General features: G+C 63.5%; 20 protein-coding genes. 9 read left to right on the top strand and 11 right to left on the bottom strand.

Features of this window, described 5'->3' with window-relative positions; translation table 11 throughout:
* The coding region (locus AC2FNA_RS21180) for a hypothetical protein (RefSeq protein ID WP_496829982.1) at positions 1-1,159 on the top strand (1,159 nt) is incomplete at its 5' end.
* A 10-nt stretch (positions 1,160-1,169) separates the two neighbouring features.
* Positions 1,170-2,663: a heme biosynthesis protein HemY gene (locus AC2FNA_RS21175; RefSeq protein ID WP_496829981.1), complete on the top strand. Its 1,494-nt coding sequence runs from the start codon at positions 1,170-1,172 to the stop codon at positions 2,661-2,663.
* Between the two features lie 90 nt (positions 2,664-2,753).
* Here the strand turns inward: AC2FNA_RS21175 and AC2FNA_RS21170 are convergent, their stop codons facing one another.
* Positions 2,754-3,866: an S-(hydroxymethyl)glutathione dehydrogenase/class III alcohol dehydrogenase gene (locus tag AC2FNA_RS21170; RefSeq protein ID WP_496829979.1), complete on the bottom strand. Its 1,113-nt coding sequence runs from the start codon at positions 3,864-3,866 to the stop codon at positions 2,754-2,756.
* 128 nt (positions 3,867-3,994) lie between these two features.
* On the opposite strand from AC2FNA_RS21170, the gene AC2FNA_RS21165 reads away from it, so the two are divergent.
* Positions 3,995-4,273, top strand: coding sequence for an I78 family peptidase inhibitor (locus AC2FNA_RS21165; RefSeq protein WP_496829977.1), 279 nt, complete (start codon positions 3,995-3,997; stop codon positions 4,271-4,273).
* Positions 4,274-4,345: 72 nt separating this feature from the next.
* Positions 4,346-4,813 carry a DUF1203 domain-containing protein gene (locus AC2FNA_RS21160; RefSeq protein WP_496829975.1) on the top strand — a complete coding sequence of 156 codons (468 nt, stop codon included), beginning with the start codon at positions 4,346-4,348 and terminating at the stop codon, positions 4,811-4,813.
* A 10-nt stretch (positions 4,814-4,823) separates the two neighbouring features.
* Here AC2FNA_RS21160 and AC2FNA_RS21155 read toward each other — a convergent pair whose 3' ends face one another.
* The gene (locus AC2FNA_RS21155; protein WP_496829973.1) at positions 4,824-5,753 is read right to left on the bottom strand and encodes an ABC transporter ATP-binding protein; all 930 of its coding nucleotides are present in this window, start codon (positions 5,751-5,753) and stop codon (positions 4,824-4,826) included.
* Positions 5,754-5,842: 89 nt separating this feature from the next.
* On the opposite strand from AC2FNA_RS21155, the gene AC2FNA_RS21150 reads away from it, so the two are divergent.
* Genes AC2FNA_RS21150 through polA form a run of 3 tightly spaced genes read left to right on the top strand, consistent with a single transcriptional unit; the run spans position 5,843 to position 9,012 of the window.
* Positions 5,843-6,019, top strand: coding sequence for a zinc-finger domain-containing protein (locus tag AC2FNA_RS21150; protein WP_496829971.1), 177 nt, complete (start codon positions 5,843-5,845; stop codon positions 6,017-6,019).
* Positions 6,020-6,047: 28 nt separating this feature from the next.
* Positions 6,048-6,197, top strand: coding sequence for a hypothetical protein (locus tag AC2FNA_RS21145; RefSeq protein WP_496829969.1), 150 nt, complete (start codon positions 6,048-6,050; stop codon positions 6,195-6,197).
* A gap of 13 nt (positions 6,198-6,210) precedes the next feature.
* The gene (gene polA, locus AC2FNA_RS21140) at positions 6,211-9,012 is read left to right on the top strand and encodes a DNA polymerase I (protein ID WP_496829967.1); all 2,802 of its coding nucleotides are present in this window, start codon (positions 6,211-6,213) and stop codon (positions 9,010-9,012) included.
* Between the two features lie 52 nt (positions 9,013-9,064).
* Here the strand turns inward: polA and AC2FNA_RS21135 are convergent, their stop codons facing one another.
* The 3 genes from AC2FNA_RS21135 to mbfA form a co-directional block, all read right to left on the bottom strand.
* Positions 9,065-9,295: a DUF2798 domain-containing protein gene (locus AC2FNA_RS21135; protein WP_234145787.1), complete on the bottom strand. Its 231-nt coding sequence runs from the start codon at positions 9,293-9,295 to the stop codon at positions 9,065-9,067.
* A gap of 66 nt (positions 9,296-9,361) precedes the next feature.
* Positions 9,362-10,291, bottom strand: coding sequence for an AEC family transporter (locus AC2FNA_RS21130; RefSeq protein ID WP_234221965.1), 930 nt, complete (start codon positions 10,289-10,291; stop codon positions 9,362-9,364).
* Between the two features lie 39 nt (positions 10,292-10,330).
* On the bottom strand, positions 10,331-11,305 hold the full coding sequence (gene mbfA, locus AC2FNA_RS21125) for an iron exporter MbfA (protein WP_496829964.1): 975 nt from the start codon (positions 11,303-11,305) through the stop codon (positions 10,331-10,333).
* 130 nt (positions 11,306-11,435) lie between these two features.
* On the opposite strand from mbfA, the gene AC2FNA_RS21120 reads away from it, so the two are divergent.
* Positions 11,436-12,053, top strand: a complete 618-nt coding sequence (locus tag AC2FNA_RS21120) for a TetR/AcrR family transcriptional regulator (RefSeq protein WP_496829962.1) — start codon at positions 11,436-11,438, stop codon at positions 12,051-12,053.
* A gap of 72 nt (positions 12,054-12,125) precedes the next feature.
* Here the strand turns inward: AC2FNA_RS21120 and rpsO are convergent, their stop codons facing one another.
* The 6 genes from rpsO to rbfA form a co-directional block, all read right to left on the bottom strand.
* Positions 12,126-12,395 carry a 30S ribosomal protein S15 gene (gene rpsO / locus AC2FNA_RS21115; protein ID WP_234145791.1) on the bottom strand — a complete coding sequence of 90 codons (270 nt, stop codon included), beginning with the start codon at positions 12,393-12,395 and terminating at the stop codon, positions 12,126-12,128.
* Positions 12,396-12,549: 154 nt separating this feature from the next.
* Positions 12,550-13,578 carry a calcium-binding protein gene (locus tag AC2FNA_RS21110; RefSeq protein ID WP_496829959.1) on the bottom strand — a complete coding sequence of 343 codons (1,029 nt, stop codon included), beginning with the start codon at positions 13,576-13,578 and terminating at the stop codon, positions 12,550-12,552.
* Positions 13,579-13,662: 84 nt separating this feature from the next.
* The gene (locus tag AC2FNA_RS21105; RefSeq protein ID WP_496829957.1) at positions 13,663-14,184 is read right to left on the bottom strand and encodes a DUF1643 domain-containing protein; all 522 of its coding nucleotides are present in this window, start codon (positions 14,182-14,184) and stop codon (positions 13,663-13,665) included.
* 45 nt (positions 14,185-14,229) lie between these two features.
* Positions 14,230-15,141 (bottom strand): tRNA pseudouridine(55) synthase TruB, encoded by a 912-nt coding sequence (gene truB, locus AC2FNA_RS21100; protein ID WP_496829955.1) that lies wholly within the window; start codon positions 15,139-15,141, stop codon positions 14,230-14,232.
* Positions 15,142-15,219: 78 nt separating this feature from the next.
* The gene (locus AC2FNA_RS21095; protein WP_496829953.1) at positions 15,220-15,957 is read right to left on the bottom strand and encodes a phosphodiester glycosidase family protein; all 738 of its coding nucleotides are present in this window, start codon (positions 15,955-15,957) and stop codon (positions 15,220-15,222) included.
* The gene (gene rbfA / locus AC2FNA_RS21090) at positions 15,954-16,349 is read right to left on the bottom strand and encodes a 30S ribosome-binding factor RbfA (RefSeq protein ID WP_496829951.1); all 396 of its coding nucleotides are present in this window, start codon (positions 16,347-16,349) and stop codon (positions 15,954-15,956) included. Before rbfA ends, AC2FNA_RS21095 begins: the two co-directional genes overlap by 4 nt.
* Before the next feature lie 88 nt (positions 16,350-16,437).
* On the opposite strand from rbfA, the gene dapB reads away from it, so the two are divergent.
* Positions 16,438-17,247 carry a 4-hydroxy-tetrahydrodipicolinate reductase gene (gene dapB, locus AC2FNA_RS21085; protein ID WP_496829950.1) on the top strand — a complete coding sequence of 270 codons (810 nt, stop codon included), beginning with the start codon at positions 16,438-16,440 and terminating at the stop codon, positions 17,245-17,247.
* The last annotated feature ends 92 nt before the right edge of the window (positions 17,248-17,339 follow it).

Here is a 17,339-nt window from a genome sequence, read left to right as displayed (position 1 = left end):
AGCCGAAGCCGAAGCCGAAGCCGAAGCCGAAGCCGAAGCCGAAGCCGAAGCCGAAGCCGAAGCCGAAGCCGAAGCCGAAGCCGAAGCCGAAGCCGAAGCCGAAGCCGAAGCTACCCACGCGCCCGAGCATGACCCACAGCCTGCGCCACAGGCCGAGCCGCGGCGCGGTGGTTTCGCCCCGGCCCTGATCGGCGGCATCGTCGCGGCAGTGCTGGGTTTTCTGGCCGGACGTGCCGACCTGATTGACCCTCTGCTGCCCCCAGGCCTGCGCGTATCGGACGGTGCCGAGGCTATTGCTGCGCTTCAATCGAAACTTGATCGGCAGCAGGCAGAGCTGAGCGCCCTGAAATCCGATATCGGCAAGATCGAAATGCCCGATACCTCGGGCCTGTCCGCACAACTGGGCGATCTCTCCGCCCAGCTTGCACCGCTTGCCTCCACTGCCAAGGACCTGACCAGCCGTACCGATAGCCATGCGCAGGACCTGACGGCACTGGCTGCCCGCCTGTCCGAGATTGAAACCCGCCCGGTCGCCGAAGGTGCCTCGCCCGAGGTAGTTGCCGCCTACGATGCCGAACTGGCCCGCACGCGCGAGGCGCTGGCGGCGCAGCGTGCCGAGGTCGAACAGATGGTGGCCGATGCGCAGGCGCTGAAGGCAACCGCCGCCGCCGATGCGCAACTGGCCGCCAATCGCGGTGCTCTGGCGCAACTGCGTGGCCAGCTTGAGGCAGGTGCACCCTATGCCGAACCGCTGGCGGCGCTGACCGCTGCCGGGATCGACATCCCCCCGGCATTGTCCGGCCCGGCCGCCGACGGAGTCGCCTCGCTGGCTGTGTTGCGTGACACCTTCCCGCCCGCCGCCCGGGCCGCGCTCGCCGACCTGCGGGAAACGACCAAGGGCACCGGCCTGTTGGCTTTCCTGGAACGCCAGACCGGCGCCCGCTCGGTCACGCCCCGCGCGGGTGATGACCCCGACGCGGTGCTGTCGCGGGCCGAGGCGGCGGTGACCTCTGGCGATTTGGCATCGGCGCTTGATCTTGTCGCGGGCTTGCCCGAGACGGCGCAGGCGGCCCTTGCTGACTGGGTTGCCCAGGCCAGCAGCCGCCACCAAGCGATTGCGGCAGCGGATACGCTGGCGCAAAGCCTGAACTCGAACTGAAGGACAGCCCATGCTGTGGTCATTGCTCAAGATCCTGGTTTTCGTCGCGATCATCGCATTGCTGGCACTGGGCGCCGGTTTCCTGATGGAGGCAAGCGGCGGTGTTCAGATCACCGTCGCAGGCACCGAATACACGCTGGGGCCGCTGCAATCGGTGATCGGTTTCGGTCTGCTGGTGGTGGCGGTCTGGCTGTTCTTCAAACTGCTGACGCTGCTGATCGCCACGCTGAAATTCCTCAACGGGGATGAAACCGCCCTGTCGCGCTATTTCGACCGGGGGCGTGAACGACGCGGCTATCAGGCGCTGACCGAGGGGCTGATGGCGCTGGCCTCGGGCGAGGGGCGGATCGCCATGGCCAAGGCCGCGCGCGCCGAGAAGCTGTTGCAGAAACCGGAACTGACCAATCTGCTGGTGGCGCAGGCCGCCGAGATGACTGGCGACACCAAGAAGGCGGCAGAAACCTATCGCAAGCTGGTCACCGATCAGAGCACTCGGTTTGTCGGGGTGCGCGGGATCATGAAGCAGAAACTGGCCGAGGGCGATGACGAGACCGCCCGCAAGCTGGCCGAAAAGGCGCTGGCGTTGAAGCCTCGCCACGAAGAAACCCAGGACGTTCTGCTGACGCTGCAAACCCGGGCCCAGGACTGGGCCGGCGCGCGGGCAACGCTGACCTCGAAGCTGAAGTCCGGCACGCTGCCGCGCGACGTGTACAAGCGTCGCGATGCGGTGCTGGCGCTCTCCGAGGCGCGCGATCTTCTGTCCGAGACCGCAAGTGTCGACCAACAGGAACGCGCCATCGAGGCCAATCGCCTGTCCCCCGACCTGATCCCGGCGGCGGCCATGGCGGCCCGCGCCCATATTGCCAAGGGCAAACCAAAATACGCGGCCAAGATCCTGACCAAGGCCTGGCAGGTACAGCCGCATCCCGATCTGGCCCATGCTTTTGCCGAGATCGCACCGGATGAGATGCCCGCCGCGCGGATCAAGCGTTTCGCCGCCTTGGCCAAGGCACATCCGCAGCACGCAGAAACCCGGCTGATGATGGCCGAGCTGAACATCGTCGCCGAGGATTTCCCCGAGGCGCGCCGGGCGCTGGGCGATCTGCTGGAACACTCCCCCGATGCGCGCGCCTATACGTTGATGGCCGCGATCGAGCGGGGCGAGGGCGCCTCGGACGCGGTGGTGCAGGGCTGGCTGGCGCGTGCGTTGACCGCGCCGCGCGGGCCGCAATGGGTCTGCGACAGCTGCCAGCATATCCATGCCGCATGGGCACCGGTTTGCGGGAACTGCAACAGCTTCGATACGCTTAGCTGGCGGGCGCCACAGGATACCGATATCAGCGCGACAACAACGGCGAACATGCTGCCGCTGATTGTTGGCGCCATCGAACAGAAGGCGCCCGAGGCTGATGAAGTCGAGTTCGAGTCGGAGGTCGCCACCGAAGACGCGGTTGAGGCGGTGGCCGAAGAAGTTAAAGAGGCCAGCGAATCAACCGCCCGGTAAGCGTCTCACAGACCCGATGCCGATGGCGCCATCCATATGATGAGCCCGCACCCCTCGTGACCGGCGCCCTTTTTGGGCGCCGGTATGGGTTCAGTAGACGACGACGGAGCGGATGCTTTCGCCGGCATGCATCAGGTCAAAGCCCTTGTTGATCTCGTCGAGGCTCAGCGTGTGGGTGATCATCGGGTCGATCTCGATCTTGCCGTCCATGTACCAGTCCACGATCTTGGGCACATCCGTCCGGCCCTTGGCGCCGCCGAATGCGGTGCCCTTCCACACCCGGCCCGTGACCAGCTGGAACGGACGGGTCGAGATCTCGGCCCCCGCCGGCGCCACGCCGATGATGATGCTCTCGCCCCAGCCCTTGTGCGCGCATTCCAGCGCGGTGCGCATCACCTGCACATTGCCGGTCGCATCGAACGAGTAATCGGCGCCGCCTTTGGTCAGCTCGACCAGATGCGCCACCATATCGCCCTCGACCTCGGTCGGGTTGACGAAATCGGTCATGCCAAAGCGCTTGGCCATTTCCACCTTGTCGGGGTTCAGGTCGACGCCCACGATCTGGTCGGCGCCCGCCAGCCGCAGGCCCTGGATCACGTTCAGACCGATGCCGCCCAGGCCGAACACCACCGCGCGGCAGCCGATCTCGGCCTTGGCGGTGTTGATCACCGCGCCGATGCCGGTGGTGACGCCACAACCGATATAGCAGATCTTGTCGAACGGCGCGTCCGGGCGCACCTTGGCCAGCGCGATCTCGGGCAGGACAGTGTGGTTGGAAAAGGTTGAGCAGCCCATGTAATGCAGGATCGGCGTACCATCGAGCATGGAAAACCGGGTGGTGCCGTCGGGCATCAGGCCCTTGCCTTGCGTCGTGCGAATGGCCTGGCACAGGTTGGTCTTGCCCGACAGGCAATACTCGCACTGGCGGCATTCGGGGGTGTAGAGCGGGATCACGTGGTCGCCGGGTTTCAGGCTGGTGACGCCGGGCCCGACTTCGAGCACCACGCCCGCGCCCTCGTGACCCAGAATGGCCGGGAACAGCCCCTCGGGATCGGCGCCCGAGAGGGTGAATTCGTCGGTGTGACAGATGCCGGTCGCCTTGATCTCCACCAGAACCTCGCCGGCCTTCGGCCCTTCGAGGTTCACCTCCATCACTTCCAGGGGCTTGCCCGCCTCAATCGCTACCGCCGCGCGCGTCCGCATCTCGTCTCTCCTTGTCCCGATCCTTTGCGTCCCGACCCTGAAGCCGGTTTTCTTTGATACCGGTTTCGTGTCAGGTTCCGACCGCACCTGACCACACGGAACCGACATTTGTCAAAAAAGGAACGCCAATGTATCGATTTATCCCGATCTTTCTGTTGATCGTCGCCTGTGCAGCTCAGGTCGAGGAACCTCTCACAGAGGAGCCGGCGCCAGTCGATCTCAGCTTTTGCAAGGGGGATGAACTTGGGGACATCGTCGGACAGCCGGTTGCCGAAATCAGTTACCTTCTACCCGAAGGCGCCCGCGTGATCGGCCCCGATAGTCTTGTCACGCAGGATTACAGACCCAATCGACTGAACGTCTCGACGGACAAGACGGGAATGGTGACCCGGCTGTCCTGCGGCTGAACCCGCAGGAACCGGGTCGCGGTCACAGGCTTGTTGCGCGATACCAGCGCTGTGTTCAGACAGGAGAGCCTCATGATCCGCATCACCGCATTGGCAACTGAAACCGTCCGCGCCTGGCAGAAAGGCGCAACCGACGCCTATGGCAACCACCCCGAACGCGCCCTATCAGACGGGGTTGGCAACCCATGCCGTCATTGCCTGCGCTACATACCGCAGGGGGCGCCGATGCTGATCCTGGCGCATCGCCCGTTTGACGGGCTGCACCCCTATGCCGAGACAGGGCCGATCTTTGTCTGCGCCGAACCCTGTAACCGCCATGCCGAGGACACCCCGTTGCCCGAGGTGCTGACCAGTTCGCCCGACTACCTGATCAAGGGCTATGGGCGTGACGACCGCATCGTCTATGGCACAGGGCAGGTGGTGCTGGCGGACGGTTTGCTAGAGGCGGCAAAGACGATGCTGAGACGACCTGATGTTGCCTATGCGCATGTGCGATCGGCCCGCAACAACTGTTACCAGGCACGGATCGACCGGGTATGATCGGGGCAGGTCAGGCTGATGACGTCAGTGCCAGGAAAACATCCTCGAGATCGGCCTGTTCGGTGCGCACGTCGCGAATGCGGATGCCAGCGGAGCGGACCGCTTCCAGCACAGCCTCCGCGCTGGTGCTCTGGCTGTGATAGCGCAATGCCAGAGTGCCGTCGGCGCGCGCTTCGGCCTCGATCCCCGGACCCTTGGGCATGTTGGTCAATGGCCCCTCGGGCAAGATTATCATCGCGCGCGCGTCGAGGCGGTCGAGCAGGTTGGCGGTGCTGTCCCGCGCCACCACCTGACCTTGGTTTATGATGGCAATCTGATCACACATCTCCTGTGCCTCTTCCAGGTAATGGGTGGTCAGGATGATGGTCATGCCTTCGTCGTTCAGTTTGCGCACATTGCTCCAAAGCATCTGGCGCAACTCGATATCGACCCCGGCGGTGGGTTCGTCCAGCACAAGAACCTGCGGTCGGTGCACCAGCGCCTTGCCCAGCAACAGCCGCCGTCGCATGCCCCCAGACAGGGTACGAGCATAGGCCTCGGCCTTGTCTGTCAGGCCGATCATGGCGAGGATTTCGTCGCTCCAGCGCCGCGACTTGGGCACACCGTATAGACCGGCCTGAACTTCCAGCGCGGCACGCGGGGTGAAGAACGGGTCGAGGTTCAACTCTTGTGGCATCACCCCGATGGCGGCGCGCGACTGGCGCGGGTTCTGATCCTGGTCAAACCCCCAGATCGTGACCCTGCCAGAGGTCTTGGTGACCAGCCCGGCAAGGATGTTGATCAAAGTGGATTTCCCCGCCCCATTCGGGCCCAGCAGGCCAAAGACAGAGCCGCGCGGCACGCTCAGGTCGATCCCTTTCAGAGCCTGCTTTTCCGGCTGTCCGTGACTGCCGCGATAGGTCTTGGTCAGACCCTCGATCCGGATTGCGTCTTCGGTCATGCGCGGCTCTTGCTCCTGCTCGCCTTGTCGCTCATAAACGGACCTAATCCATGTCCGCAGTGCCGACAACCTGAAGAAAGGCCCCCGCGATGACCATCCAAGCGCCGGAAACCAAGATCGTTGAAAAAAGCCGCGTTGCCTGTGACGGGGGCGAAGGCGCTTTGGGACACCCGCGCGTCTGGTTGCAGATCCCCGAGGATAACGGTTGGGTCGAATGCCCCTATTGCGATTGCAAATACGTATTGAAGGGGCGCGAGTCCAACTGACGGGCGCAATCATTTTCTTGCAAAGAAAATGATTCAGAAAATGGGATTTTCTGAACCGGAATTTTTTCAAAATTCCGTCACCGCTCGTATGACCCTGACCGCGCCAAACGACCGTGTTGCCTTTGGCTGCTGGAAACCCGCTCCGTTCCGTGGCAGGACAGGAGCGTCGCGCGAATGAGGGAGAGACGGGCATGAGCACTTTCGGCAAGGGTTGCCATCTGCATCTGATCGACGGATCGGCCTTTATCTTTCGTGCCTATCACGCGCTGCCACCGCTGACGCGCAAATCCGACGGCCTGCCCATCGGGGCGGTCTCGGGCTTCTGCAACATGCTGCAACGCTATGTCGATGGTGATCATGGTCCCGATGCGCCGACCCATCTGGCGGTGATCTTCGACAAGGGCAGCCATACGTTCCGCAACGACCTCTACGACCTTTACAAGGCCAACCGCGAGGCGATGCCCGAGGACCTGCGTCCGCAGATCCCGCTGACCCGCCAGGCGACCGAGGCGTTCAACATCCCCTGCAAGGAGCTGGAAGGGTACGAGGCCGACGACATCATCGCCACCCTGTCGCATCAGGCTCGCGATGCGGGCGGACGGGTGACCATCGTCAGTTCCGACAAGGACCTGATGCAGCTGGTGGGCGACGGGGTCGAGATGTTCGACGCCATGAAGAACAAGCGCATCGACCGCGACGGCGTGTTCGAGAAATTCGGCGTCTTCCCTGACCGCGTTGTCGATGTGCAGGCGCTGGCAGGCGACAGCGTCGACAACGTGCCCGGCGCCCCCGGCATCGGCGTCAAGACCGCGGCGCTGCTGATCAACGAATTTGGCTCGCTCGAAGACCTCTTGGACCGCGCCGAAGAGATCAAACAACCCAAGCGCCGCCAGACCCTGATCGACATGCGCGCGCAGATCGAACTGTCGAAACGTCTGGTCGCGCTCGACGCCAACACCCCGCTCGATTTCACGCTGGACGATCTGGAACTGCGCGACCCGGACCCCGATACGCTTCTGGGCTTTCTGGCCGAGATGGAGTTCCGCACCCTGACCAAGCGGATCGCCGACAAGCTGGGTGCCGAAGCGCCGGTTATTACCGAGGCCCCGGCCCCCGCGACAGAGGATGCGCCCGCGCCCGAACAGCCGCCCTTTAATGCGTCAAAATACGAATGCGTGCGCGATGCGGCGACACTGGAAAAATGGATCGCCCAAGCCCGCGAGCGGGGCTGGGTCGCGGTCGATACCGAAACCACTGGCCTGAACGAGATGACCGCCGATCTGGTCGGTATCTCGCTGGCGATTGAGCCGGGTGCCGCCTGTTACATCCCGCTGACCCATCGCGATGGCGACGCGGGTGATCTCTTTGGCTCGGACAAGCTGGCCGATGAGCAGATGCCGCTGCAAGAGGCGCTCGATCTGCTGAAACCGGTGCTCGAGGATCCCGCGATCCTCAAGATCGGGCAGAACATGAAATATGATGCCAAGATCTTTGCCCGCTACGGCGTTGCGGTGTCGCCGATCGATGACACTATGCTGCTGTCATACGCCATGCATGGCGGGCTGCATGGGCATGGGATGGATACGCTCAGCGAACGCTATCTCAGCCATACGCCGATCCCGATCAAACCGCTGCTGGGCTCGGGCAAATCGGCGATCACCTTTGACAAGGTACCGATAGACGAGGCCACCGCCTATGCCGCCGAGGATGCCGATATCACCCTGCGGCTCTGGCAGCTGTTCAAACCGCAGCTGCACCGCGCGCAGGTCACCACAGTCTATGAAACGCTGGAACGCCCGCTGGTGCCGGTGCTGGCCGAGATGGAGATGCATGGCATCAAGGTCGACCGCGATGTTCTAAGTCGGATGTCGAACGCATTTGCGCAAAAGATGGCGGGGCTCGAGGCCGAGATTCACGACCTGGCCGGCGAACCGTTCAACGTCGGCTCGCCCGCGCAGGTGGGCGAGATCCTGTTCGACAAGATGTCGCTCGAAGGTGGCAAGAAGGGCAAGACGGGCAAGTATTCGACCCCGGCGGATGTGCTCGAGGATCTGGCGACCGAACACGAGCTGCCCGCGCGCATCCTTGACTGGCGGCAGCTGAGCAAGCTGAAATCGACCTATACCGACGCGCTTCAGACCCATATCAACCCCGATACCGGGCGGGTCCATACTTCTTATTCGATCACTGGCGCCAATACCGGGCGGTTGGCCTCGACCGACCCGAACCTGCAAAACATCCCCGTCCGCACCGAAGAAGGCCGCCGCATCCGCGAGGCCTTTGTGGCCGAGCCGGGCAATGTTCTGCTCAGCCTCGACTATTCCCAGATCGAGTTGCGCATCCTCGCCCATATCGCCGATATCCCGGCGTTGAAACAGGCGTTTGCCGACGGGCTCGACATCCACTCAATGACCGCGTCCGAGATGTTCGACGTGCCGCTTGCGGAAATGACGCCTGAGATCCGCCGTCGCGCCAAGGCGATCAACTTCGGCGTGATCTACGGCATCTCGGGCTTTGGCCTGGCGCGCAACCTGCGCATTCCGCGCGCCGAGGCGCAGGAATTCATCGACCGCTATTTCGAGCGTTTCCCCGGCATCCGGACCTACATGGACGACACCATCGCCTTTGCCAAGGAGCATGGCTATGTACAGACCCTGTTCGGCCGGCGCATCCATACGCCCGAGATCAACGCCAAGGGGCCACATGCAGGCTTTGCCCGCCGCGCCGCGATCAACGCCCCGATTCAGGGCACGGCGGCCGACGTGATCCGCCGCGCCATGGTGCGGATGCCGGATGCCATTCGCGACCTGCCGGCAAAAATGCTGCTTCAGGTGCATGACGAACTTCTGTTCGAAGTGGCAGAGGACGCTGTCGAGGACACCATCGCCGCAGCTCGCGACGTGATGGAGGGCGCCGCTGATCCGGCGGTGCGACTGGATGTGCGGCTGGTGGTGGATGCGGGCCGGGGCGCCAACTGGGCCGAGGCACATTAGCGTCCGCTGCACGCGGTTCGCGTGGCGCCCCGTCAACCTGACCTGGCCGGGTTCAGGTTTCGCTGCGCACCAGGGCGGCGACCAGACGACGGGTCAACGGCGCCACGAACAGCAGCACCACCAGCGCGATGGGCCAGGCCAGCATCCAGGCGCTCATCCATTTGGCGGCCATGCCCGGAGCTACTCCGACAGCTCGGACGGTGGCCACGCATGTCACGATACAAGACATCAGGCCGGACATGATCGCGGCAGAGAGCAGGGGAGCGAACCGGGCGGGAAACATAGAGATCTCCTAATGCATTCAAAACACCGCATATAATATCATCATCCGAACCGCAATCGTTGCTGATCAGACGGCACTGACCCAGGCGATAAAGGCGGGTACGGTCAGGATCGACACGGCAGTGGACAGCAGGATCGCCGCAGAGGCGCGTTGTGGCGCCACCCCGTAATGGGCGGCCAGCATATAGACATTGCCCGCCACCGGCAGCGCTGCGGCGGCAATCGCGACCGAGGCCGAGAACGCATCGACCGGGAACACCCACAAGACCGCCAGTGCCACCAGAACCGGGTGGATGATCAGCTTGCACAGGCTCAGCCAGGCGGCGATCTGCACCCGTTCGGCCGAGCGTCCAGCCAGCGAGGCGCCAATGGCGAACAGCGCGCCGGGGGTCGCCGCCCCACCGAGAATGGTCAGAAAATCGTTCAGCGGTCCGGGGATCGGCAAGCGCAGCGACGACCAGATCAGTCCGGCGGTGATGCTGACGATCATCGGGTTCTTGAGCAGCCCCAGACCGATCAGGCGCAGCGTCCCCAGACTAAGCCGCCCGTCACGCCCGCCATTGATCAGGATCACGATGAGCGAGGAAAACACGATCAGATCGACCGACAGGACCAGCATCACCGGGCCGATCGCCGCCTCACCAAACAGCATGGCCAGCATCGGCAGGCCCAAAAAGCCGACATTGCCGATGGCTGCGCATTGCGCCTCGACCGCTGCGGTCGGCACGTCGAGCTTGCGCAGGAATGCGACCAGTGAGGCGATGCCATAGACCCCGGCGGTGCCCCAGAGATAGCCCATCACCAATTGCCCGTTGAAGATTTCGGCAAAGGGCAGGGTGGCGGCAAACCGGAACAGCATCGCCGACAGGGCAAAGAAGAACACGAACTTGGTCAGATAGGCGGTCGCCTCGGGCGTGAAAAACCGCGTGCGACCGGCCCAGAATCCCAGGCCGATGATCACGAAGAACGGCAATGTGCGCAGAAAGATCTCGACCATTCGAAATTGGTAACATGATTTGACCGGATGACAAGGCCGCTAGCCGCTGCCGATCAGAACCCCGGCGGCCAATACCAGCGCACCCCCCACCACCACCTGGAACGCCGCGCGGAAGAACGGCGTTTCCATATATTTGTTCTGGATCCAGGCGATGGCCCAAAGCTCGAAAAACACGATGAAGATGGCGATGCTGGTCGCGGTCCAGAAATCGGGGATCAGATAGGGCAGGGCATGGCCCAGCCCGCCCAGCGTCGTCATGATGCCCGAGGCAAAGCCGCGCTTGATCGGAGAGCCCCGGCCCGACAATTCGCCATCATCCGAGGCGGCCTCGGTAAAGCCCATCGAGATGCCGGCCCCGACCGAGGCGGCAACACCGACCAGAAAGGTTGTCCAGGTATCCTGGGTGGCGAATGCGGTGGCAAAGATCGGTGCCAGTGTCGACACCGACCCGTCCATCAGCCCGGCCAGCCCCGGCTGTACCCAGGTCAGGATGAACTGGCGATGGGCGGTTGCTTCTTCTGTCGCGCGGGTCTCGTCGTCGAGATGGGTCGACTCAAGGTCGGACGCGGTGGCCTGATGCCCCGCCTCTGCAGCGGCCAGATCTCCCAGCAGCTTGCGGGTGGCGGCATCGGTCGAGCGGGCGGCAGCGGCCAGATAAAACCGCTCCGCATCGCGCTCCATCGCGGTCGCCTCGGTGCGAATTCGTTCGATCCCGAGGTTTTCGACCAGCCAGACGGGTCTCCGCGCATAGTAGCCTGCGACATGCTCGCGCCGGATCAGCGGGATCACCGCGCCAAAGCGTCGTTCGTGCAGGGCAATCAGTTGGGCGCGGTGCTGATCTTCTTCGGCGGCCATGCCGTCGAACAACTTGGCCGTGGCCGGGTAGTCGGCACGCAACATCTCGGCATACGACCGGTAAATGCGAGCATCGTCCTCTTCAGACGAGATCGCCAAGGCGATAACCTCTTGTTCCGACAGATCGCGGAAGTGTTTGCGATAGGAGAGAAACCGCATGCTCGACCTCTGTTTTAGAATGATTCCAAGATAGCGCGGGCCAACGCGGTTGCAACCCGTTTCGCCCGAATCGTTGAAATTCCACCCGTCGCAAAATAGGTTGAAAAAACCGAATATCAGTGGAGATGGAATGACCCAGGCTGCGACCATCCTGCGCACGGGACGCAAATTCGACCAGGTGCTCAGGGGTGCGCGCGACGTGTTCATGAGCGACGGGTTCGAAGGTGCCAATGTCGATGACATTGCCCGCGCGGCTGGGGTCTCCAAAGCGACGCTCTATAGCTACTTTCCCGACAAACGGCTGCTGTTCGTCGAGGTGGCGCAGACCGAGTGTCAGCTGATGGCCGAGCGCATTCTGGCGATGGTCGATGAAACGCGCCCCGCGCGCGAGGTGCTGACCATCACCGCGACCCAACTGGTGGCATTTCTGACGTCGGATTTTGCGCAGCAGGTGTTCCGCATCTGCCTCGCCGAGCGTGAACGTTTCCCCGAACTGGCGCGTGCCTTTTATGCGGCGGGTCCCGAGAACGGGCAGCGCCAGATTTGTGAGTATCTGGAAAAGGCGGTGGAAAAGGGCGAACTGGTGATCCGCGATGTTCCGATGGCCGCCGAGCAGCTCTTGGAACTGTGCAAGACGCGTCTGTGGACACGTGCCGTATTTGGCATCCAGACCCGGTTCACCCAGGCCGAGATCAACGAGGTGGCTTTGGCCGCCGTCGATACATTTCTGGCGCGCTACGGGGCCTGACCGGATCGGCATCGGGAAACGAAAAACGCCCGCCAGAGGCGGGCGCTTTCCCAAATCCGATTTCGGACCCGATTAACGGCGCAGGCCCAGACGCTCGATCAGCGACTGATAGCGGGCTTCGTCCTTGCCTTTCAGATAGTCCAGCAGCTTGCGGCGCTGAGCCACGAGCTTGAGAAGACCACGGCGGCCGTGGTTGTCTTTCTTGTGGGTCTTGAAATGCTCGGTCAGGGTCGAGATGCGCGAGCTGAGGATGGCAACCTGGACCTCGGGCGAACCGGTGTCGCCTTCCTTGGTGCCATATTCCTTCATCACGCGTGCTTTTTCTTCGGCAGTGATCGACATCGGGGTCTCCTTGTCAGGTTAGAGTGAATGGCGCAGGCCGGGATGTCGTCCAGCACAGGCCCATGGAGAGGGTCGGCATCAGAGCGATTCCGATGCGGATGCGCGCGTATACGCGGAATAGTCAGAGAGAGCAAAGGCTTTCTGCGCGTGCAGCTCAGGCGGCGGTGCCGGCAAGAGGCAGGTCGCCCGGACGTGCCAGCACGATATCGCCGACACCGTCTGGTGCACCACCTCGCAGCAGCGCAACCTCGTGCCCGTCCACGGTGACTCGACTGATGTCGGGATTCTCGGCATCCCTGCTGATCTCGATCTCGGGGGTTTGCCCCTCGGGGCCGTCCCAGATCACCATCAAGCGGTCCTCGTCAGAGTCGAAATCCATGACCTCGATGGGGGCGCCATCCGACGAGCAGTCGCCGGCGATGATGTTGTCGGCGCCGTCGCCACCGGTGACTATGTCGCCTGCCCCGGCCCAGATCGTGTCGTCGCCCTGCCCGCCATTGAGATAATCGACCGCCTGGTCTTCGGGCGCGGCCGGAGTGCCATCTTGTCCCTCGACCCCGAGGATCAGATCATTGCCGAAACCGCCGAACAAGGTGTCCCGACCCGCGTCGCCGGACAGGGTGTCGTGGCCATATCCGCCATGCAAAGCGTCGTTGTCGTCGCCACCATCCAGAAGGTCGTCATCCTGCCCGCCATAAAGGGTGTCGTCGCCGCTGCCGCCTTGCATCTTGTCCTCGCCGAAATGGCCGAACAGGTTGTCATTGCCTGCGCCGCCATCCAGGCTGTCATCGCCGTCCTCGCCATGCAACAGGTCGAACCCGTCCCCGCCCCGGATCTCGTCGTCGCCGTCGACGCCATGCAGCGTGTCGTTGCCTTCGACCCCGTCGATGGTGTCGTTCAGGTCATATCCGTTGATCTGATCGTCCCCGTCTTCGCCGGTCAGAACGTCGCCCGCCTTGCCGCCGGACAGGACAAGCCCGTCAGCGCCGATGATGGCGTCCGACATCAAGAGAGGTTCAGGCGCGGCGCCGCCGGAAATCATGCCCAGCGTTTCGGTGCTTTCGCTTTCCTGCTGGTCCTCTTCCGGCAGAAGCTCGTCATCACCGTTTTCTTCGCTTCCCCCCGTCATGAGAACGACACCGCCAACAGCGGCCAGCCCCAACAGACCTGCGAGCATCAACATCCCACTACTCCAGACACACGTCACCCCTGTCCGCAAATATCCCACTATTGCAAGGGGTTCGTCAAAGCTGTTCAGGATGGATGGTTAACGAGTGCCGGGTTCAGGCCAGAGCGCAGGTTGCTGGGCATAGCCGATATAAAGCGGATGCTTGGGATGCCCGTCCTTGGTCAGTCCCAGGTGGAACAGCGGCAGCCCGGTGCCGCGCAGCAGGCGTTCGACTGCCGGTCCCCGGTCCAGATGGGCGCCATGCGTGCCCCAGGCGGCGACGATCTGATCTGCCCATTCGGTGCCCGCCAGGATGGCCGCATCGTTCTCTGGCCCGACCGGATCGGCGGCAGCGCGCATTTTGCGGGGATCGGTGTCGCGCCAAGCAAAGATATTGGTCACCTGAAAGGCGCCAAAGCCCAGTGTGCGCGCCCGCCGCTCGCAGCGTTCAACCGTTGGATCGTTCTGCACCTCGGTCGCGGTCGAAGGGTTCAGCATCACGAACAGCGCCTTTCGCCCGGCTGGATCCCAGACACGGGTCAGGCTGTAGCGGTAGCGCTCGCAGTCGGAATAGATGGCGGTCGACGGTGCGTCGCCCTTGGTATGGGTACGGGTGATCATGGGCGTGCCCTAGCACGCGCTGCGCCTTGCGTCACGCCCCGGAGGTTACTCGGACAAGGCGAAGACGCGCGACGGGTGCAGCTCGCCGGACTTGTATACTCCCACCGCCACCGCGCGCCCCTCGAACGAGGCCCAGGCCTCGTCGCCATATTCAGCGTCACCGGGATAGACCATGCCGGGATTGCCGTTACGCAGGCGCTGGGCACCTTCCGCGCTGCATTTGAGCTCGGGCAGGTCGGCCAGACCCTCCTCCAGCGGACGCAGATAGCTGTCAAGTTCCGGCGTCTTGGCCATCTCGTCGATCTGCTCGATGGTGATGCCCTCCTCGGCCTCGAACGGGCCCGACCAGATGCGGCGCAGTCCGCGCACATGGCCGTGACAGCCCAGCGCGACACCCAGGTCGCGGGCGATCGAGCGGACATAGCCGCCCTTGCCGCAGGTCATTTCCAGTACAACGTGGTCGGCGTCGGGCCGGTCCACCATCAGCAGTTCCTCGACCCAGAGTGGGCGGGCGGCCAGTTCCACATCTTCGCCGTCGCGGGCCAGCTTATAGGCGCGTTGGCCGTCGATCTTGACAGCCGAGAATTTGGGTGGGACCTGCATGATATCGCCCAGGAACGGTGCCAGCGCTTCCTTGATCTGTTCATCAGTGGGGCGCAAGTCGCTGGAGGCGATCACCTCGCCCTCGGCATCATCGGTATTGGTGGCTTGGCCCAGGCGCACGGTAAAGACATAAGCCTTGAGCGCGTCGGTGATATAGGGAACGGTCTTTGTCGCCTCGCCCAGCGCGATGGCCAGAACGCCGGTGGCCTCGGGGTCGAGGGTTCCGGCGTGCCCAGCCTTGTTGGCGCCCAGCGCCCAGCGGACCTTGTTTACGACGGCGGTCGAGGTCATGCCGGCGGGCTTGTCCACCACCAGCCATCCCGAAATATCGCGTCCCTTGCGTTTGCGTGCCATCCTGCCCTCGTCCAGATCTGAGGCGCGCGACCTATCTGATCCGGGCCGGGCTGTCAATTTATGCTGCGTGGATTTGGCTCAGCGATCGTCGACCGCGACGCCAACGATCGGGCCCATGGAAAAGCCCAGATCGGCACGATTCAACGACGGCGCGTAAAGGCGCGAGATGTTGCCATCGAAATAGAGAGCGTTTGGCGTTTTCAGTACATCGCGGAACAGGGTTCCGAATTCGTGAAACGTCACCGAGTTCCCCGAAATCGCAAACACCGCCCGCGCGCCGTCGGCACTGGTGCCGACCCCGTTTCGGATATAGCGCGAGGTCGAATCGGGCAGAAACCGCGGATGCAGCGCCCCGTCGATCACCAGCATCGGCCCCGATTGGGTGGCAAATCGGCATTCAGGTTTCGCTGCCTGATAATCCAGCGTTTCGATCACATCCGCCCGGCCCGTACGCAGGCAGAACACCCCGTTCGGCAGCAGGCCGAAATTGCCCGGCCCGGCATTGGTGATCACCCGCTTTTGTTCGATCCCGTCCTCGACATAATGGCCGACGGGCGAGCGGTCGTCGTGATACATGCCCGCGTTCATGGCAAAGGCCAACCGCTTGCCTTCGGTCCGCAGCGTCTGGTCGACGGTCGAGAACTGACCCAGCAGTGTCCCGTCCGCGTCATTGAGAAACAGCCGCAGATCCGCGCTGCGGGCATCCACCTCGCACACGGTATAAAGGTTGCCGTCATGGGTCAGGTCGCGGCAATCCACCGCCGCTGCCTGACCTGCGCCGGTCAATAAGGCGAGGACAGCCGCCGCCCGGATCACTCGTCCAGATCGCGGCGCACCGCGTCCTGATCGAACATCCGCCGCGTATCGTCGAGCCGGTCGAATGTCTCGTCCAGCCGGAACCGCAGCTCGGGGGTGAATTTCAGACCCAGCTTCTTGCCGACAACCCGGCGCAACTCTCCCTTGTTGCGCGCGAGCAGCTGCACCACGTCCTCTTGCCCCTTGCCGCCCAGCGGCAGCACATAGGCGGTGGCGATCTTGAGATCGGGAGAGGTGCGCACCTCGCCCACGGTGATCGACATCCGGTTCAGGTCGGGGTCATGCACGTCGCCGCGCGCCAGCACCTCAGAAAGTGTGCGGCGGATCACTTCGCCGACACGCAGCTGACGCTGAGACGGGCCGGGGCCATCGTGGAACTTGTTCTTTGCCATGGCTTCGATCTAAGCGCAAAGCGAAGCTTTGCCAAGCGGTGCCGAACACGGTAGGAGGCATCAAGCGCAGGAAATGAAGGACCATGCCATGACTCATATTCCAGGTATCGTGATCACCGGCGCCTCGGGACGCATGGGCCAGATGCTGGTACGGATCGTCACCGACAGCGACAAGGTGCGGCTGGTGGGCGCGCTGGAACGCCCCGGGCACGACTGGATCGGGCGCGATGTGGGCGAGGCGATGGGCGGTCAGGCGCTGGGCGTTGCGGTGACCGACGACCCGCTCGAGGCATTTGCCCAGGCGCAGGCGGTGATCGACTTCACCGCGCCCGCCGCGACGCTGGAATTTGCCGCCCTCGCGGCGCAGGCGCGTTGCGTGCATGTGATCGGCACCACCGGCATGACGGCGGAACAGATCGCGGCGCTGGAACCGGCGGCGCGTCATGCGGTGATCGTGCGGGCGGGCAACATGAGCCTTGGCGTCAACCTGCTGGTACAGCTGACCAAGAAGGTGGCCGCCGCGCTGGACGAGGATTTCGATATCGAGGTAATCGAGGCGCATCACCATCATAAGGTCGATGCGCCTTCGGGGACCGCGCTGATGCTGGGCGAGGCCGCCGCCGAAGGGCGCGGCGTGCGTCTGGACGATGTGGCCGACCGCGCCCGCGATGGCATCACCGGCGCGCGCCAGCGCGGCCATATCGGGTTTCACGCCATTCGTGGCGGCGACATCGTGGGCGAACATGATGTGCTTTTCGCCGCGCCGGGCGAGCGGATCGTGCTGCGCCACGTTGCCACCGACCGCGCTGTGTTCGCGCGCGGCGCGCTCAAGGCCGCGCTGTGGGGTCAGGGAAAGGTCCCTGGCCAATACGACATGGTCGATGTGCTCGGGCTCTGAACCCTGAGCCGGTAAGATTGCACTGTTATTGGGCAGACGCCCATGACGGTGCCATTGACCGAAAAACGGAGATTGTGTTTTCCCTTGACCTG

The sequence above is a fragment of the Ruegeria sp. YKSD163 genome (assembly GCF_059612905.1).
The sequence above is the reverse complement of the archived record's forward strand: the minus strand, read 5'-3'. Positions and strand labels throughout refer to the sequence as shown.

Coding starts and splice junctions, on each gene's coding strand:
- AC2FNA_RS21175 (WP_496829981.1), top strand. CDS start 1,170: ATGCTGTGGTCATTGCTCAAGATCCTGGTTTTCGTCGCGATCATCGCA.
- AC2FNA_RS21170 (WP_496829979.1), bottom strand. CDS start 3,866: ATGCGGACGCGCGCGGCGGTAGCGATTGAGGCGGGCAAGCCCCTGGAA.
- AC2FNA_RS21165 (WP_496829977.1), top strand. CDS start 3,995: ATGTATCGATTTATCCCGATCTTTCTGTTGATCGTCGCCTGTGCAGCT.
- AC2FNA_RS21160 (WP_496829975.1), top strand. CDS start 4,346: ATGATCCGCATCACCGCATTGGCAACTGAAACCGTCCGCGCCTGGCAG.
- AC2FNA_RS21155 (WP_496829973.1), bottom strand. CDS start 5,753: ATGACCGAAGACGCAATCCGGATCGAGGGTCTGACCAAGACCTATCGC.
- AC2FNA_RS21150 (WP_496829971.1), top strand. CDS start 5,843: ATGACCATCCAAGCGCCGGAAACCAAGATCGTTGAAAAAAGCCGCGTT.
- AC2FNA_RS21145 (WP_496829969.1), top strand. CDS start 6,048: ATGATTCAGAAAATGGGATTTTCTGAACCGGAATTTTTTCAAAATTCC.
- polA (WP_496829967.1), top strand. CDS start 6,211: ATGAGCACTTTCGGCAAGGGTTGCCATCTGCATCTGATCGACGGATCG.
- AC2FNA_RS21135 (WP_234145787.1), bottom strand. CDS start 9,295: ATGTTTCCCGCCCGGTTCGCTCCCCTGCTCTCTGCCGCGATCATGTCC.
- AC2FNA_RS21130 (WP_234221965.1), bottom strand. CDS start 10,291: ATGGTCGAGATCTTTCTGCGCACATTGCCGTTCTTCGTGATCATCGGC.
- mbfA (WP_496829964.1), bottom strand. CDS start 11,305: ATGCGGTTTCTCTCCTATCGCAAACACTTCCGCGATCTGTCGGAACAA.
- AC2FNA_RS21120 (WP_496829962.1), top strand. CDS start 11,436: ATGACCCAGGCTGCGACCATCCTGCGCACGGGACGCAAATTCGACCAG.
- rpsO (WP_234145791.1), bottom strand. CDS start 12,395: ATGTCGATCACTGCCGAAGAAAAAGCACGCGTGATGAAGGAATATGGC.
- AC2FNA_RS21110 (WP_496829959.1), bottom strand. CDS start 13,578: ATGTTGATGCTCGCAGGTCTGTTGGGGCTGGCCGCTGTTGGCGGTGTC.
- AC2FNA_RS21105 (WP_496829957.1), bottom strand. CDS start 14,184: ATGATCACCCGTACCCATACCAAGGGCGACGCACCGTCGACCGCCATC.
- truB (WP_496829955.1), bottom strand. CDS start 15,141: ATGGCACGCAAACGCAAGGGACGCGATATTTCGGGATGGCTGGTGGTG.
- rbfA (WP_496829951.1), bottom strand. CDS start 16,349: ATGGCAAAGAACAAGTTCCACGATGGCCCCGGCCCGTCTCAGCGTCAG.
- dapB (WP_496829950.1), top strand. CDS start 16,438: ATGACTCATATTCCAGGTATCGTGATCACCGGCGCCTCGGGACGCATG.